Below are 15242 nucleotides of genomic sequence, written 5' to 3'. Positions count from 1 at the left end.
ATAGAACACGATTTTTGAATTAAAAATTAAAAAAATGGGTTAAAACAGTTTAAAAAAGGGGAGATCCCTTAAAGGGATCTCAGTAACCCTTGAGAACTTCCTCAAGAACAGAGGTAACTGTGTCGATCTGCTCACGGCTTATGAGTAAAGGTGGAACGAACCGTAAAACGTTTCCAGCAGTACAGTTAACGATTATGCCATTTTCACGCATTTTATCAACCAGTTCACTGCATTGGAAGTTGATTTCCATTCCCAGCATGAGTCCAAGGCCCCGTACATCATTAACAACTTCATTTTTATCCTTTATAGCTTCGAGTTTGGCTTTGAAGTAGGCACCATTTTCACGGGATTTTTCAAGGAGCTTCTCCTCAAGTATAACATTTATTGAAGCCTTTGCAGCTGCACATGCCAGAGGGCTGCCTCCGAAGGTTGCTGCATGGTCTCCAGGTTCGAAGGTTTCACCAACCTCATCACTTGCAAGAACTGCACCCATTGGGAACCCACCTGCAATGGCCTTGGCAAGGGTTGTGATGTCAGGGGTTACATCGAAGGTTTGGGATGCAAACATTTCCCCTGTTCTTCCAAAACCAGTCTGAACCTCATCGAATATGATCAGAACCTCATTTTCATGGCACACCTTCTTGAGCTCCTTCAGGTAATCTTTTGGAGGAACTATTATTCCACCTTCACCTTGTACAGGTTCTACAAGAACTGCTGCGGTGTTTTCTGTTATTGCATCTGCTGCAGCTTCAACATCACAGTAATCAACGTAGCTGAAACCTGGTGTTAATGGCCCAAAATTCTTCTGGTACTTGGTCTGTCCTGTTGCAGTGATTGTTGTGATGGTACGGCCGTGGAAGGAGTTTTTCATAGTTATTATTTCACCCTTTCCTGTGTGCTTACGTGCAAGCTTTATTGCACCTTCATTGGCCTCTGCACCGCTGTTGCAGAAGAAAGCTTTGTTGTGGGGCGAAACCTCTGCCAGAAGCTCGGCCAGGGTAACCTGTTCCTCTGTGTAGTAGATGTTGGATGTGTGTATGAGATTTTTAGCCTGATTACAGATGGCTTCAGCCACCTTTGGGTGTGCATGACCCACGTTGTTCACAGCTATACCTGCAACACAGTCTATGTAAGATTTACCCTCAACATCCCAGACCACTGCCCCACTTCCCTTTTTAAGGGCCAGTGGCTGACGACCGTAGGTCTGCATAACGTATTTCTTATCTAAATCCATAATTTCATTTGTATTCATATAAATTCACCTTTTTTATGAGTTAAATTGATTAAAATTCTTCAAGCAACTTCTAAAGTATGATAAAAAATTTTAAAGCCTGAAATTCCCATGCCAATGAAAAAAAGTTCCAGTTTCATTGTTTTGCACGTTATAAATCATTTTATTTATTTGAATTTCATATTATATTAAAGGTTTTTATACTGGCAGAATACTTGTATTTAATAAGATGACAAAAATATTAGTTTCCAGTTGGAAAATCATTTCAAGGTGATAAAATGAAAAAAGCATTAATTGAAACAGATAAGGGAAACATCGAGCTCACCCTCTTTGATAAAGAGGCACCCAACACAGTTGAAAACTTTGAAAAACTTGCAAATTCAGGCTTCTACAACGGTCTAACCTTCCACAGGGTCATACCAAACTTCGTGATACAGGGAGGATGTCCTAAAGGGAATGGAACCGGTGGCCCAGGTTACACAATAAAATGTGAAATAAACCCACACAAACACGGAACAGGCGCCCTATCCATGGCCCATGCAGGTAAGGACACCGGTGGAAGTCAGTTCTTCATAACCCACAGCCCACAGCCACACCTTGATGGAGTACACACAGTCTTCGGAAAAGTTGTGAAGGGAATGGACGTTGTCAACAAGATAACCCCTGGCGACGTAATGAACAAGGTCACAGTGACCGATGAATAAAAGGGGCACATTCACCCCCTTTTAATTATTTTTAAATTATCTTCATTTTTAATTTTATTTTAAAATAATGCTGATTCAATTGAAAAATTCACATTAAACTTATTTTAGAATTTATAATCATTATAAAATCCATTTTAAATATCAAATTTAAAAATATTGATTATTAATCAGTAAAATAATTTTTTAACAGCTTCAGCGTATATATCAGCCACAGCATCTGCCATGTCCACATCTCGTGATGTGTAGTCCTGTGAGGGGTTCCCTAGAACGATCTGGCCCACAATTTCGCCTTCGTACTTGGCAGGTACAGATAGAAACTGGGATACAGGAACGTGGCCTTCAGGTATTCCATGGGCTGCAGGGTGCATTGAAGGATTACGCACGTAAAAGGATTCACCAGTATCGAGGGAGTATCCGAGAAGTCCACCATAAGTTCCGTCCTTTCTCACCTTAAAACGGGCCTCACCCCTTTCAGCGTACATCTGACACTCCCCAGTCATGTGGGAGAATGAAATTCCAACACTGTCATGGTTTTCAGGGTCCAAATAGGCAACGTAACAGTTTTCACTGGATGTGATGGTTTTTACAGCTTCCATAATCACCTCAGAAACTTCCTTGAGGGAGGAATCTGGAGGCATGGTTTCAATCCTTTTTTTAAGTGATTCAATTTTAACAGATTCTACTTTCTCTCCGGAGCCCATTCCATATTCTGATGTGCTTTTATTCCCCATACATTCACCTTCCATTAAAGACTGTGTTCCTATTTACTATTAATTATCCTATAATTTCATAAGGTTTATAGGGGAGTTTTTAGAGATAAATCCCTCTGAAAACTTGTTTTTAAGTGATAAAAATGGATGAAAACGATAAAACAATAGAAGTAGAATATGAAAATCTCAAAAATTCTTATAAATTTAGTACCTACGGGTTATCCCACGGAATTCTTCCAGGTTTTTTGAGATTCCTCCCATAAAACTCATGTTCCATACTATGTTCAAAGTGCTTATTCAGCTTTCCTATTTTGTTCAGTGATTCTGAAAGATTATTTTTTTAAATATTTTGGGAATGATTAGGTTAAAATCTGGCCTTCAACTTCCAAAACTGAAAATAAAAAGATTTATACGTGACGTGTCAATCTAAAAATTATTTAAACTGGAATAACATGATCATAGAGTAGTTAATGGGATTTTCATATGGAGGGCATGAAAAATGGACAGTGAAGAACTGGAAGCAAAAATAGATGAGAGACAGCACACAAAAGAGATAAATATAAGTTATATTATTAGTTTTGGGGCTTACTTCCTAGGATTGTACTTCTTCTTAAAGGGATATTTGATGGGGGTACTGGGATTCATTCCATCTCCAGTTTTTGGAGTGTACCTTCTCATGAAGAATGAAAGGCAGACAAAGCTCTATGGACTCCTGCTCTTGTTTTTTTCCATAATCTGGATACTGAGCTACATAAATTACATGCCCACCTAATAGGAATCCTATTTCTTTTTCAGGGACTCCAGAAGTCCAGATTTACGTGCGTAGTGGAATAGGTAAAGCTGAACATAACCTGCATGTTCCCCGAACTCCTCCATTCCAAATGTTCTGGCCTTTGGAGGTTTTATCTCTTCTCTTTTGAAGTACAGGGCCGAAATTATCCTTCCAATCCAGACATCCACAGGAAAAGCCTGCCCCATTCCGTAGCCGTAGAAGAGTATGCAGTCAGCAACCTTTGGACCCACACCAGGGAATTTCAGAACCTCGTTAAAGGCATTATCATAGTCCATATCCCCAAGCTTCGTGATGTCAATTTCTTCATGGGCCATTCTAGCTGCTTCCTTCATGTAACTGCAGCGGTAACCTACGCCGCAGCTTTTAAGGTTCTCTTTGTAATCTGAAGGTTCTCCAATACATCCGCAGAGTTCCATCTCCTCAATATCGTGTTCTGGAACCTTCATGAGGGTTTCGGGTGAGGGGAAGCTGTGGAACTCGCCACTAGCAAAATCGAATTCATCGCCCCATTTCTCCTTTATCTGGAGTATGGATTTGTTCCACCGCGCAATGGAATTATTTGCCGAACATATGGACGAAATAATGCACTCAAAGGGGTCTTGGGCTTTGAAGAGTCTTAATCCTCTGCAGAATCCTATGGTAGGCTGGAGTTTTTCACTTGATTCAAGGAAGCTGTAAAGTTCCATTAAATCATGTTCAAGGTCAAATATTTCACATACCTTTGACCGGATCTCATCATCTTCTATCTCATACTTTGATTCTGCACGGAGTGTGAGGGGTCCATCGAGATCATCTGGCTTCTGGTGTATACCAATGAAACAGGGTTTGCCCTGGATCATCAACAACTCCTGAAACTCTCCATTTACGAATTTCCACGGGGGTTGAGATGTTTGACCGCTTTGAATAGTCAGTTTCAGGTCGAAAGGGCCATTTGGATGGATTCTGAGGGTTTTTTGCATCATGATGTTTCACCTGTTTTTCATGAGTTTCACGTGTGTTTTATATAAAACCTTGGATGATCCCAACTTTCACTGCCATGAATTTAAACATACATTTCAAGTGTAAAATTGAGAATAATAGCAATAAAATATTCAATTTTTATTAATAATAGCAATAAATAATGATTTATAATGAAAAATGTATTTTAGGAATTGAAATAAAAAAATTAGGAGTTTTTCTTAATTTTCCAGGATCACCTCAAATCCACCTCATTCCCTCCAGATCGCAGTTTCTTCTTGTTCACCCAGACAAATCCGTTATCTGCAGTTATCACGGCAACATCCACAGGTCCGCCCACTCCAGGCATATCCCCTGGATCTGCATTTATTCCATCCGAAAACCTCTGCATTGCAGCAGTTGTCTGGATCATGAGGGTGCAGAAATCCACGGCATCCTGCAGGGTCATTGTTCCCCACTGAATTGCATATTCAAGGCCTTTCAGCTGTTCGTACATCTGAGCATCTCCAATCCTTGCTGAAACATCCTTGGTGAATGGCACATTACCGATCCTGCCGTCGAAGCCAAGAACTATCCTTGAAACAACGTCTCCCTGCCCTATCCAGGAACTACCGTACTCGTTATTCCTTTCCTTACTGTTCCTTCTTCTCTGCACCTCACCGGGTATCTGACATCCGTAAACCTCGTGGGAACCGTCCCGGTTGTAACCTGCAACCAGAAGTTCAATCATATCTACACCAGCCATTCCTTCTTCAATTGTTCCTTGTGGAGTTTTGAAACGGAATTTAAGGGCATAGTTTTCCCTGTGGATTTCCTGAAGTTCGCATCCCTTTGACTTGAGGTCGTTTTCTATGTTGGCCTTTGCAAGGTCTAGCTGTTCCTGCCAGTGGTACTTCTTGTTGAATAAGCTGTGCAACTTCTCCGCCACCTCCTCAACATCCATCTTATCGATCTTGGAGGTTCTCTTGAACTCCTCAATGAACTTGCTTATATTCTTGAAGATTCCATCATCTGCAAGAAATGCCAGGCCTGTTATTCCGACTCCAACACGTTTGTTTATCTGAAAAAGTTTCATAGCATTGTCGCTGCCGATACGGGCCATTCCCTTAAGGTTCCTGTAGGACTGACGGCTGTCTGCAGCCAGAACTATCCCTTCAGGTGTTGTTGTGTTTATTACAAGTGACATGATCCATCTCCTTTAAAACTCTTGATACCTGCACAATTATCCTTTTTCAATTATTAATTATCCCTTTCTTTTAATTAAAAATGTGCTGGTCATTAAACTTTCACGGAGATTTTCCACATCATTTGAAATTCATTCTTAAAATATTCAAATTTTAAGGGAAGATCAGGATCTAACCCAAAAACATCCATTCACAAATTTTATTTTTTTATAAAAACATATAAGGAACATGTAGATAGGGTGGATTTTCCTAAAATTAATTTTATAATAAAAAAAGGTGATTACATGCCCCAATTTCTAACCATAACTCCTCAGGATGCACTTAAATTAATTGAAGAAAGTCCAGAGATCAGTATTTTGGATATCCGGCCAAGGGATGAATTTGAAAGGGAACATGTTCCTGGTGCTGAAAATATGGACTACCATGGCCATGAATTCCAGAAGAAGGTTGAAAATTTGGATAAAGATAAGATCTACCTTATATACTGTAAAAGTGGAGTCAGGGGTGGTTACTTCATGGATAAAATGAGGGATTCCGGTTTTAAAGGTGCATTCAATGTTCTGGGCGGATTTGTTGCCTGGAAGGTAAGTAAACTTCCCCTTTCAAGTGATTGAGGATGGATTTCAGCTCTGGGTGAACCTTCCATCCAGTTTAAAGATGGCCACCCGTGTTACAGGGAAGTCACGTCCTCTCAAATTCCAGAGCTTAGACTGGATGGGGGTGATGATAGAAGTCATAGCTGGTGAAGTAGAAAGAGTTAAAGGTGGAGTAAAGGAAATATTTGCTGATCCTGGGTATCTGGACGTTTCCATTCCTCCAGAGAAATCTTACCAGCAGCCAGTTAAACATGGACATACAGCATTTGCCTATGTTTTTGAAGGCAAGGTATTGGAGGTAACCAAGAAGATAACTCCACAGGCTTCTAATCATTTAATCATCTTTGGGGAGGGAGATATGGTCAAAGCACCCACTGTTAATGGTCCTTTAAGATTTCTTTTAATATCTGGAAAACCATTAAATGAACCTATTGCCCGTTACGGCCCCGTCATGAACACAGATGAAGAGATAGTGGAGGCTCTCAAGGATCTGCGGAAGGGCACCTTCGTTAAACAAGTTTGAACAGTGAAATCATGGATGCGTGAGATCAGGGACTGTTCAAAATAGGGGCAACTCCTCCCTTTTTAATGGTTTTTTCCATTCTATTACTATGAATTTACTCTAATTTAACCATTAATGGGCTATTTCCTCAAAATTACATTTTTATACCTTTTAATACTCATTATATGGTGTTTAACAGATCTGTGATCGGACGATACCTTGAACGGGTGCCTGGGGTGTGATCAAAAATTCCAATAATCACCTCCCACCAAATACATAATGATGGTAAATCTTAAAGTTCTCTCATCAAGTGACAGTGAACACTTCCTTGAAACAGATTCATTTTACGAGCTTTGTAAGGCCATGAAGTGTTTAAAAAAATCAAAAGGGCACATTTTACTTGTTTTAGGGGCTCCAGGCACAGGTAAATCTGCTAACATATATCAGGCCATATCTCGCCAGGAACTTGATGTTTACAACACATTTTTATTTATAGATGCCCATACAAAGCCTTCAGAGGTGTTTAAAATATTTTGGGACACCATAGAAGATGATATGGGGCTTAAATCCAAGGAAGAGGTCTATAAAATGGCAGCTTCCTACGACGCTGTTCTCTTTGCTGATCAATTCCTTGATTCAGAGCACCTTGACAAGAATAAAATGGGACTGGGGCTCTGGACAGAAAAAAATGGGCCTGGAACCTTTTCTTTATATTTTAGGGTGTTATACGAGTACCTGAAACACAGGAAGGACTTGAAAAATATAAACCTGCTGTGCCAGACATCATGGGTTGTGAAGTTCAGAGGAGTGAGGTACGACATTCTCACGGATTTCCAGTTTATATCTAAAATTCTGGTTTTTATCCTGAAAAAGCTCTTTGACGTGGTTATGATCTCCTACAGTCACGAAGAGATAATGAAAATAGTTAGAAACCATCCCATGGCAGGTAGTGACGAAGAAATTGCGGAACTCATTGAAAAATACGGTAAAAAGCCCCGTTTTATCTTTGAAGCCCTGGAAAATGGAAAGTAGTTACCATACGTGGGGAATTAACCTGTATCTGACCTTCTTTTTGTAGTCTGCGTATCCTTCCAGTTCCTCCGTCAGCATTTTCTCCTCGCCGATGGTGCGGAGAACTAGGGACATTGACATCAGCAGGCCTAAGATGAACCCGTAGATGGAGCCAAGTAGAAGAGGACCACCTAAAAACATTAGGATACCTCCAAGGTATAAAGGGTGTCTTATCCGCCCGTAAATTCCAGTGGAAACTACTTTTTGACCTCTTTCCGATTGTATTCTCACCAGGGGTACCTAAAATTTGGATGGGGTTTGGCTTTGCATGGGCAAGATCCCTTGCTTAAAATAAAATATGAATCTATATTATCATTATTTGATTCTAAGAATATTTAGAATTTTTTAAATCAAAATCATTGAATGTATTTTATAGATTCTGCAAGGTATTTGAAGATAAAAGGAGCATAAAATGAGTAAAAATGTTCTAAAACCTTAAAAAGAACTTTAAAGACTTTCCAGACGATGGCCATGCCATGTTAGTGGTTTCAGTTTTGTTCAAGGAAAATAATTCAAAATAGAGTAAGTCGATATTTTTGCTATCACTATATAGAGCTACCTATCAGATTTTTCGATTCCAGGTAAGAGTATGGGTTTTGATTAATTAACAGTTAATAATCATTTTTTAATCTTAATTTCCTTATAAAATGGGTTAATAGTTTTATATTAGGTTAAAATCCTCTGAAATATTTAAAACCCCTTTCAGCTACATTACGGGGCCAATACCATGAAATTTATGGGACTAAGTAAGTACTATGGATAATATTTTCCTTTTAATAACAAATATGTCCTATTTATGCGAGTCTAATTAAATAATATAATAAATAAGTTTTTTGGAAAAACTGTTTGGGAGGGACAAAAAATATGGGCGAAAATTATAAAATACCACCTTTTCTAAATCAAATTCTTATCATATCTGTTATTATCCTGGCACTTATAGGAATGAAGTTCGTTGCTCCGATTTTGGGACCGGTACTCATTGCTATTTTCATCAGCATACTTATCTATCCATTTTTGATGTGGCTTAAAAAGAAGGGATTTTCTTACAACGTGTCTATTCTTATAACCATAGCTTTAACCTTTGTTTTGGGACTGGGATTATTGGCAATTATGGTCTTGAGTATAAGTCAGCTGGTGGCAGCAGCATCAACCATAACCATAGACCCTAATTCGTTCCTGGCCACTTATGCTAATCAAATCGTCAAGTTCCTCTTCTCCAACATACCCTTGGAAAATATTGCCGGGATCATAGAGATGGGATTCTTCTTACTCTTTGCAATCATATTCCTGATTTATGAGCTACCTTACGTAAAATCAAGGCTAGTAAAAGGTTTGGGTGCAGAAAGTCCTGCCCTGAAACATACCTTTGACCTGGTTGCTGATTTTATTGAATACTTTGTAATCAGGATAAAGGTGAACTTCCTGGCCGCTCTGGGCTTTATGGGCATTTTCGTTGTCTTTGATATTAATTTTGCAGTTCTATGGGGCATATTAACCTTTGTACTTGGATTTATCCCCTACATTGGAATTATGATAGCTGCCATACCTCCTATCCTGGTAGCATGGGCCAAATACGGTATATGGGGAGCATTAAGCATCACTGTTCTCTTCGTGATAGTTAACACCATAGCCGAAAGCTATGTATTCCCAAGACTGACTGGAAAAGGACTTCAAATGTCAGTGTTTGTGGTATTCGTTTCATTATTCATCTGGGGTTGGATTATGGGAATGGCTGGAATGTTTCTGGCAGTGCCCTTAACTCTGGTACTTATCAAGTATCTGGAAAACTTTGATGAAACACGTTGGCTGGCTTTGCTAATGACCACAGACGAGGGAGAATAAAATGAATGAAGGATGATCCTTCATAATTTTTTTATTTTTTAAATAAAACTCATAAAATAGTTTAATTTTAAAAATAAGATAAATTTACTTTCTAAATAATTCATAAATTAATATGAAATAGTTATTTTTTTTAAATGATGATAAAGTATAATTCAGAAAAAAGTAGTCAATATTTTTGCTATCACTATATAGAGCGACGTATCAGAAAACATGATTTTTGATAAAGGAGATTATTTTGATTAAATAATCTTCAGAAATATTTATTTTTAAAAAATTTCCTTATAAAGTCCTTTATCATGGGTTATATGCTGTTTAATTGTGTAACTCGTGTTTTAAACTTCTCTACGCATTTTGAATACAATGAATGAATCACATTACCAAATGCGGGAATTAAATCGGCTTGCATTTCAAATGATCCTCACTTTCTTCAAGGATTTTCCAGTGTCCAGAGTTCATTATCTTTTTCTTGGTCAGGACTCTTTTTTGGTGTCCATCATCAATTATGAGTACTCCCTCTGGTTTGGTGATTCTCCTGAGCTCACCTAGAAATGTGGTTGGGTCCTGGATCATGAAGAACATGTCCAGTGCACAGACTCTATCTGCAATCCCGTCGGGAAGTGGACAACTGTAGCCATTAATAAGTACAGTTTCCACATTTTTAAGCCCCATACTATTTATTTTCTTTTGCACAGCATCCATGGCCATTTCATGGATGTCTGCACCGTAAACTTTCCCCTGGTCCCCAACGAGTTTGGCTAATTCTGTTGTGTAGCGTCCAGGTCCGCATCCGTAGTCCACCACATTCATTCCCTTCTTTATACCGAATGTTTTCACCCTTTTCTTGATGTAGGGATGGATAAAATCCATTATTTTAAAGCTCAGGTTCATAAACTTGAATGAAGTGTTGGACATCCTTTCTTTAGGCAGTGTGATCACCTTCTATTAAATTGCAGTGGGTTAAAATTAATAATATTCTGCAATCCATTAGATAAATCGTTTTTTGATAACGAGATCGTGGACTGTCAAAAATAGGTGCTTAATGATTAATAATATATTTTAAAATAAAGTTCAGAAGAAGTAGTCGATATTTTTGCTATCAATATATAGAGCGACGTATCAGAAAATATGATTTTTGATAAAAGAACCTATTTTGATTAAATAATCTCTATAAATATTCATTTTTAAAAAATTTCCTTAAAAATCCATTAAATTTAAAAATAAAGATTAAAGAATAAATCAGGGGAATAGAAAGATTGATCCATCTTACCTATTCCACATATATCTTAACTCTGGTCTGATTCTCTTCGTCTTCCACATCAACAATTTTTCCTTCTGCCCCGTTTTTAACAGCCTCTATGATCTCATCGAGGTCAATTTGATCCAGACCTGATTGTTCTAACTTAGGATCGAATTTCTTGGCTAGTTTTAATCCCACATCAACCAGGGAAAGAGGTATGTTCACATTTACCTTGGGGTTGTCATCCATGGTTTTAACCCTGATTTTTAACCATTTAGCATCTGTTTTAGGTTTGATTTCAATCTCATCTCCTTCCAGAGCATCCAGTAACTCCATTGCTTCTGAAGTATTGAGTTTTCCTTCTTCAACCATTTCCAAAATTTTCATTCTCTCTTCCGATATATCTTTAGACATATTTCAACACCCCTCATAATTTACCACTTAATAACTTCAAAGCCTCATCTTTGCTGATTTCTCCATTCTGGAGCTTTTCTAAAATGGATTTTTTATTGATGGCTGGTTTTTCCACCTTGTGTCCCAGAACTGAAATCACTTCATCCAGTTTATTCCTCACTGTGGGATATGAGATACCCAGTTCTTTTTCAATTTCCTTAATATTGCCCCTGTTTTTAATAAACACTTCAACAAAGTATTTTTGCTTGTCATTCAGCCTGCAGAACTTGCAAAGATCAAATTCGCCCTGAACAACGCTTTTACATTTTTTACACTTGATCTCGGTAACTGTGATTTCGCCCCCACATATGGGACAGCTTCCTGGTACTTCACGTTTCATAGCTCCAATCTCCTTAAATTGTGTAAATTTTCACTGCAACCCTACCTTCCTTTTCATCGTAGGTGTTGATGTCAACTATTTCGAATGGTTGTTCCTGTTCCAGCTGATTGATAAACTGTTCGATGTCCTCGTAGGTAACGTTCTTTAAGATGCTTTCAATGATTTCATTTTCACTAGATTTGTGTGCTCCTGCAACTACTTTAGAAGGACAATACTTGAAGATTAATTTAGATACCCATCTAACGGTTGAAAATCTTAAGGCAGGAAGTGGGATTGAAAATTTGCTTGTTTTAACCTGGATTTTTAATTTTTTTGCCTTCATATCAAACCCCCTTTAAAACATAACTTCAATATTATTGATTTCTAAATTAAAATTGTTAAGTTATTCTATATAAATATATTGAATTTTTTAATTAATACTTCAAAATAATTGAAGTTCAACTGATATTTTTAATATTATCTGGGTCTGAGATTGGAAGTTTTAATTGATGAAAATTAGAAAAAAGGATTAAGGGATTAAAACTTATTATTAACTAATTATCTAATATTATGTTGGTGAATTAGGTGGCCAGAAAACGATTCGAGACGATAGATGGGTATATAGCAACATTTCCAAAAAATGTACAGTATATCCTAGAAGAAATGAGGAAGGTTATCAAAGAATCGGCCCCTGGATCTGAAGAAACCATAAGTTATGGTATGCCAACATTTAAGCTCAGGGGCAACCTTGTGCATTTCGCAGCCTACAAAAATCATATAGGATTTTATCCTACACCTTCCGGTATTGAAGCATTTAAAGAAGACTTATCACCATACAAAAGCTCAAAAGGTGCCGTGCAATTTCCCATAGATAAACCAATTCCATTTGAACTGGTGAAGAAGATAGTTATTTTTCGTGTGGAAGAAAATCTGGCAAAAAAGAGTTAAACAATTTTCAGATAATGATTAGGAATATCTAAATATGCAAAAAATTTTGTTATCCCATAAGAACGTATCATAACCTATTCCTGATGATCAATACTATTTTCATTAAATAAAATTTAAAATTAATTATTTTTTAAAAATTTGCTTAAAAAATCCTTTAAACATTTCAAAAATAGACGATAAAACGATTATGTAAATTGTTAATTGCAATAAATGAATCAGAAAAGTAGGTGCTCGATATTTTTGCTATCACTATATGGAGCTACCTATCAGATTTTCTGATTTCATGTAGGAGTCAAGCTTTTGGCTTATATGCTGGTAAATATCCTTGGTTACTCCAACTTTCCTGATAAAATCGTTGGAATATTTTATGTCCCCTCTTCTGGGGTTGTCCTGCCTCATAACGTACATGCAGATGGCAGTTATGATCATCATGGGGTCGGATTTTCTGCCCTTACCTGCACGGTAGAGCTTCCTGAAGTCAACCTTGGATATGATCTCTTTGGCCCGGTCTTTCTGACCTCCACCCACTGGTAGGAGAACTTCGTCCCCTTCTTCCCTTTTGGTTAAAACCAGTGTGGGGCTGTGGCCTGTCATCATGAAGTTACTGGCCACTATGCTCAGCTGGGCCATTTTTTCCTGCTGGCGGAAGTCCTCCTCTACAGTTTTCTGATCGTAGGGCTTGAACTTCTCGTATTTCTTTATCTTATTCTCCATTCTTGCTATTTTTGTTGTTTCATCAAGAAAGATGTGTTTTCGTTTTACCAATTTATGGTCCCCTGAAAGTCACTTGTTTATTTTTTGGATTTTAGACTTATTAAGATTGATGAGATTTTACGTTTATAGAGAATTTGGAAATATAAAAATTTTTTTAAATAAAATCAGGTTTTTCACACCCTAACCTCAACACCCTTCTCCTTCAAGAACTCCTTCACCACGTACACAGGATACTCTTTGAAGTGGAAGATGCTTGCAGCAAGTGCGGCATCTGCTTTACCCTTGGTGAATGATTCGTAGATATGTTCGGGATTACCTACACCACCCGACGCAATTACAGGTATGTCCAGGTTTTCGCTCATTGCACGCGTCAGCTCCAGGTCGTAGCCGTCCTTGGTACCGTCCCTGTCCATTGAGGTTAGGAGGATCTCTCCAGCCCCCCTTTCCTGGCATTCAGCTGCCCACTTCAGGGCATCTATTCCCGTGAATTCCCTTCCACCGTAGATGCTGCAGTCGAACCAGCAGTAACCCTTCTCAGTTTCAATAACCGTCTTGTCCAGCGCATCCTTTGGATCTGAAACGTAACGCCTCTTAGCATCTATGCCTATGACACAAGCCTGGCTTCCAACCACCTTTGAAGCCTCATTTATAAGGTCGGGATTGTGGATTGCAGCCGTGTTGGTTGAGCATTTATCTGCACCTGCCCTGAGCATGTTCACGTAGTCCTCTGGTTTCCTAATTCCCCCGCCCACACAGATTGGCACGAAAACGTTCTCTGTTGTGGCCTTTATAACGTCTGCCATGGTTTCCCTGCGTTCGTGTGATGCTGTTATGTCCAGGAACACTATTTCATCTGCACCGTCCTCGTAGTATTGGGTTGCAAGTTCCACAGGTTCTCCGGCATAGCGTATCTCTTTGAATTCCACTCCCTTGACCACACGGCCGTGGGGGACCTGGAGGTCGCAGTCTAAACATGGTATGATTCTTTTGGCAAGCATTTTAATCTCCTGATTTGAATGATGATCCTATTGGATCTACATGATGGTTGATTCTCATGAATAAATTCTCCCCAAACCCTTTAATAACTATCTTATTTCCTACAGGCACAAATAGTAATACTTATATCTCTCCAAGCCATATCCTCATAAGTAAAATTGGAATGGAGGTTTTAGAATAAGTATCGATGAAATAATTTCAGACTCCCTGAAATATCCTCTTTCCAACTTGGGAAGATTTTTGGGGCTTTTAGCGTTATTAATAGGAAGTATTTTGATTATTCCTGCTTTTCTGGCATGGGGATACCTTCTTAGAATAGTGGAGCAAACTATTTATGGTTCAGATGAGCTTCCTGTATTTGATGAGTGGAGCAAGATGTTTTCAGATGGTTTGAAGTACATAGTATCCAACATACTTTATTTCATAGTTCCCCTCGCGCTTATAATCCTATCTTTGGTTGGTATAGGCTTTTCAGCACGATCTGGAAGCTCCCAAACTGCAGTTTATTTGCTTTTGTTGTTGGTTGGTTTGATACTTAACATACTGGTTGCTATGGTTTACATCATGGCTGTAGCTAATATGGCACATTCAGAACGTTTTGGTGCTGCATTTGAATTTAGCACTATATTTAGATACATCAAAGGAATAGGCTCGTTAACCTACTTTGCATACGTCTTCGTTTTCTTCATAATTCTTGGTATTATAGGCATCTTTTTCAATGTAAATCTGTGGTCACGGATTTTTGGAATGGCTGGACTGGTTGTAGGCGGAATTCTGTACATAATCTTCAGTGTTTACTCCGGCATGGCAAGAAGCAGATTCAGCGGGCTTATGTACCTTGAAGGCTACTTCAAAGCCAACCCTGAAGATGAAACTGATTACAACCCCGAAATAGAAGAAAATCAGGATTTAAAAACTGTTTAAGCACATATCAAACCTTTATTTCATTTTTTTTAAAATTAAAGAAAAATTGATTAACAACTTC

General features: G+C 38.3%; 19 protein-coding genes. 8 read left to right on the top strand and 11 right to left on the bottom strand.

Annotation, left to right across the window (positions count from 1 at the left end):
* Window positions 1–79: 79 nt before the first annotated feature.
* A complete protein-coding gene (locus J2756_RS05835) occupies window positions 80–1252 on the bottom strand; it encodes an acetylornithine transaminase (RefSeq protein WP_209583534.1) in 1173 nt (390 codons plus the stop codon).
* Between the two features lie 257 nt (window positions 1253–1509).
* Here J2756_RS05835 and J2756_RS05830 point away from each other — a divergent pair, with 257 nt between their 5' ends.
* The gene (locus J2756_RS05830; protein WP_209583533.1) at window positions 1510–1935 is read left to right on the top strand and encodes a peptidylprolyl isomerase; all 426 of its coding nucleotides are present in this window, start codon (window positions 1510–1512) and stop codon (window positions 1933–1935) included.
* Window positions 1936–2102: 167 nt separating this feature from the next.
* Here J2756_RS05830 and J2756_RS05825 read toward each other — a convergent pair whose 3' ends face one another.
* Entirely contained in the window at window positions 2103–2666 is a 564-nt protein-coding gene (locus J2756_RS05825) for a GAF domain-containing protein (RefSeq protein WP_209583532.1), read from the bottom strand.
* A gap of 478 nt (window positions 2667–3144) precedes the next feature.
* Here J2756_RS05825 and J2756_RS05820 point away from each other — a divergent pair, with 478 nt between their 5' ends.
* Complete coding sequence (locus tag J2756_RS05820) at window positions 3145–3417, top strand: hypothetical protein (RefSeq protein ID WP_209583531.1); 273 nt, start codon at window positions 3145–3147, stop codon at window positions 3415–3417.
* A gap of 8 nt (window positions 3418–3425) precedes the next feature.
* Here J2756_RS05820 and J2756_RS05815 read toward each other — a convergent pair whose 3' ends face one another.
* On the bottom strand, window positions 3426–4400 hold the full coding sequence (locus J2756_RS05815; protein WP_342593113.1) for a DNA glycosylase: 975 nt from the start codon (window positions 4398–4400) through the stop codon (window positions 3426–3428).
* Between the two features lie 230 nt (window positions 4401–4630).
* On the bottom strand, window positions 4631–5581 hold the full coding sequence (locus J2756_RS05810; protein WP_209583529.1) for a hypothetical protein: 951 nt from the start codon (window positions 5579–5581) through the stop codon (window positions 4631–4633).
* Between the two features lie 282 nt (window positions 5582–5863).
* Here J2756_RS05810 and J2756_RS05805 point away from each other — a divergent pair, with 282 nt between their 5' ends.
* From J2756_RS05805 to J2756_RS05795, 3 genes are all read left to right on the top strand, one after another.
* Window positions 5864–6193: a rhodanese-like domain-containing protein gene (locus J2756_RS05805; protein ID WP_209583527.1), complete on the top strand. Its 330-nt coding sequence runs from the start codon at window positions 5864–5866 to the stop codon at window positions 6191–6193.
* Window positions 6186–6698, top strand: a complete 513-nt coding sequence (locus tag J2756_RS05800) for a pirin family protein (protein ID WP_209583525.1) — start codon at window positions 6186–6188, stop codon at window positions 6696–6698. Before J2756_RS05805 ends, J2756_RS05800 begins: the two co-directional genes overlap by 8 nt.
* 261 nt (window positions 6699–6959) lie before the next feature.
* A complete protein-coding gene (locus tag J2756_RS05795; protein WP_245315956.1) occupies window positions 6960–7709 on the top strand; it encodes a hypothetical protein in 750 nt (249 codons plus the stop codon).
* Here J2756_RS05795 and J2756_RS05790 read toward each other — a convergent pair whose 3' ends face one another.
* Window positions 7710–7979, bottom strand: coding sequence for a methyltransferase family protein (locus tag J2756_RS05790; protein WP_342593112.1), 270 nt, complete (start codon window positions 7977–7979; stop codon window positions 7710–7712).
* Between the two features lie 633 nt (window positions 7980–8612).
* Between J2756_RS05790 and J2756_RS05785 the strand changes: the two genes are divergently transcribed.
* Window positions 8613–9590, top strand: a complete 978-nt coding sequence (locus tag J2756_RS05785; RefSeq protein WP_209583523.1) for an AI-2E family transporter — start codon at window positions 8613–8615, stop codon at window positions 9588–9590.
* Between the two features lie 390 nt (window positions 9591–9980).
* Here J2756_RS05785 and J2756_RS05780 read toward each other — a convergent pair whose 3' ends face one another.
* From J2756_RS05780 to J2756_RS05765, 4 genes are all read right to left on the bottom strand, one after another.
* Window positions 9981–10502 (bottom strand): class I SAM-dependent methyltransferase, encoded by a 522-nt coding sequence (locus J2756_RS05780; protein WP_209583520.1) that lies wholly within the window; start codon window positions 10500–10502, stop codon window positions 9981–9983.
* Window positions 10503–10857: 355 nt separating this feature from the next.
* Window positions 10858–11241, bottom strand: a complete 384-nt coding sequence (locus J2756_RS05775) for an SHOCT-like domain-containing protein (protein ID WP_209583518.1) — start codon at window positions 11239–11241, stop codon at window positions 10858–10860.
* A gap of 13 nt (window positions 11242–11254) precedes the next feature.
* On the bottom strand, window positions 11255–11620 hold the full coding sequence (locus J2756_RS05770; protein WP_209583516.1) for a DUF2089 domain-containing protein: 366 nt from the start codon (window positions 11618–11620) through the stop codon (window positions 11255–11257).
* 13 nt (window positions 11621–11633) lie between these two features.
* The gene (locus J2756_RS05765) at window positions 11634–11942 is read right to left on the bottom strand and encodes a hypothetical protein (RefSeq protein ID WP_209583515.1); all 309 of its coding nucleotides are present in this window, start codon (window positions 11940–11942) and stop codon (window positions 11634–11636) included.
* 242 nt (window positions 11943–12184) lie between these two features.
* Between J2756_RS05765 and J2756_RS05760 the strand changes: the two genes are divergently transcribed.
* Window positions 12185–12547, top strand: a complete 363-nt coding sequence (locus J2756_RS05760) for an iron chaperone (RefSeq protein ID WP_342593111.1) — start codon at window positions 12185–12187, stop codon at window positions 12545–12547.
* 249 nt (window positions 12548–12796) lie between these two features.
* On the opposite strand, the gene J2756_RS05755 is transcribed toward J2756_RS05760, so the two are convergent.
* Window positions 12797–13312 carry a hypothetical protein gene (locus J2756_RS05755; protein WP_209583513.1) on the bottom strand — a complete coding sequence of 172 codons (516 nt, stop codon included), beginning with the start codon at window positions 13310–13312 and terminating at the stop codon, window positions 12797–12799.
* Window positions 13313–13434: 122 nt separating this feature from the next.
* A complete protein-coding gene (gene hisF / locus J2756_RS05750) occupies window positions 13435–14259 on the bottom strand; it encodes an imidazole glycerol phosphate synthase subunit HisF (RefSeq protein WP_209583511.1) in 825 nt (274 codons plus the stop codon).
* Between the two features lie 271 nt (window positions 14260–14530).
* Here hisF and J2756_RS05745 point away from each other — a divergent pair, with 271 nt between their 5' ends.
* A complete protein-coding gene (locus tag J2756_RS05745; protein WP_209583510.1) occupies window positions 14531–15181 on the top strand; it encodes a DUF4013 domain-containing protein in 651 nt (216 codons plus the stop codon).
* Window positions 15182–15242 lie beyond the last annotated feature (61 nt).

The organism is Methanobacterium aggregans (genome assembly GCF_017874455.1).
Classification (GTDB): Archaea; Methanobacteriota; Methanobacteria; order Methanobacteriales; family Methanobacteriaceae; genus Methanobacterium_C; species Methanobacterium_C aggregans.
The sequence above is the reverse complement of the archived record's forward strand: the minus strand, read 5'-3'. Positions and strand labels throughout refer to the sequence as shown.

What these genes read in the sequence shown, in the direction of transcription:
- J2756_RS05795 (WP_245315956.1), top strand. Translation starts at nt 6,960, where the DNA reads ATGGTAAATCTTAAAGTTCTCTCATCAAGTGACAGTGAACACTTCCTT.
- J2756_RS05825 (WP_209583532.1), bottom strand. Translation starts at nt 2,666, where the DNA reads ATGGGGAATAAAAGCACATCAGAATATGGAATGGGCTCCGGAGAGAAA.
- J2756_RS05830 (WP_209583533.1), top strand. Translation starts at nt 1,510, where the DNA reads ATGAAAAAAGCATTAATTGAAACAGATAAGGGAAACATCGAGCTCACC.
- J2756_RS05815 (WP_342593113.1), bottom strand. Translation starts at nt 4,400, where the DNA reads ATGATGCAAAAAACCCTCAGAATCCATCCAAATGGCCCTTTCGACCTG.
- J2756_RS05770 (WP_209583516.1), bottom strand. Translation starts at nt 11,620, where the DNA reads ATGAAACGTGAAGTACCAGGAAGCTGTCCCATATGTGGGGGCGAAATC.
- J2756_RS05775 (WP_209583518.1), bottom strand. Translation starts at nt 11,241, where the DNA reads ATGTCTAAAGATATATCGGAAGAGAGAATGAAAATTTTGGAAATGGTT.
- J2756_RS05805 (WP_209583527.1), top strand. Translation starts at nt 5,864, where the DNA reads ATGCCCCAATTTCTAACCATAACTCCTCAGGATGCACTTAAATTAATT.
- J2756_RS05785 (WP_209583523.1), top strand. Translation starts at nt 8,613, where the DNA reads ATGGGCGAAAATTATAAAATACCACCTTTTCTAAATCAAATTCTTATC.
- J2756_RS05810 (WP_209583529.1), bottom strand. Translation starts at nt 5,581, where the DNA reads ATGTCACTTGTAATAAACACAACAACACCTGAAGGGATAGTTCTGGCT.
- hisF (WP_209583511.1), bottom strand. Translation starts at nt 14,259, where the DNA reads ATGCTTGCCAAAAGAATCATACCATGTTTAGACTGCGACCTCCAGGTC.
- J2756_RS05780 (WP_209583520.1), bottom strand. Translation starts at nt 10,502, where the DNA reads ATGTCCAACACTTCATTCAAGTTTATGAACCTGAGCTTTAAAATAATG.
- J2756_RS05820 (WP_209583531.1), top strand. Translation starts at nt 3,145, where the DNA reads ATGGACAGTGAAGAACTGGAAGCAAAAATAGATGAGAGACAGCACACA.
- J2756_RS05765 (WP_209583515.1), bottom strand. Translation starts at nt 11,942, where the DNA reads ATGAAGGCAAAAAAATTAAAAATCCAGGTTAAAACAAGCAAATTTTCA.
- J2756_RS05835 (WP_209583534.1), bottom strand. Translation starts at nt 1,252, where the DNA reads ATGAATACAAATGAAATTATGGATTTAGATAAGAAATACGTTATGCAG.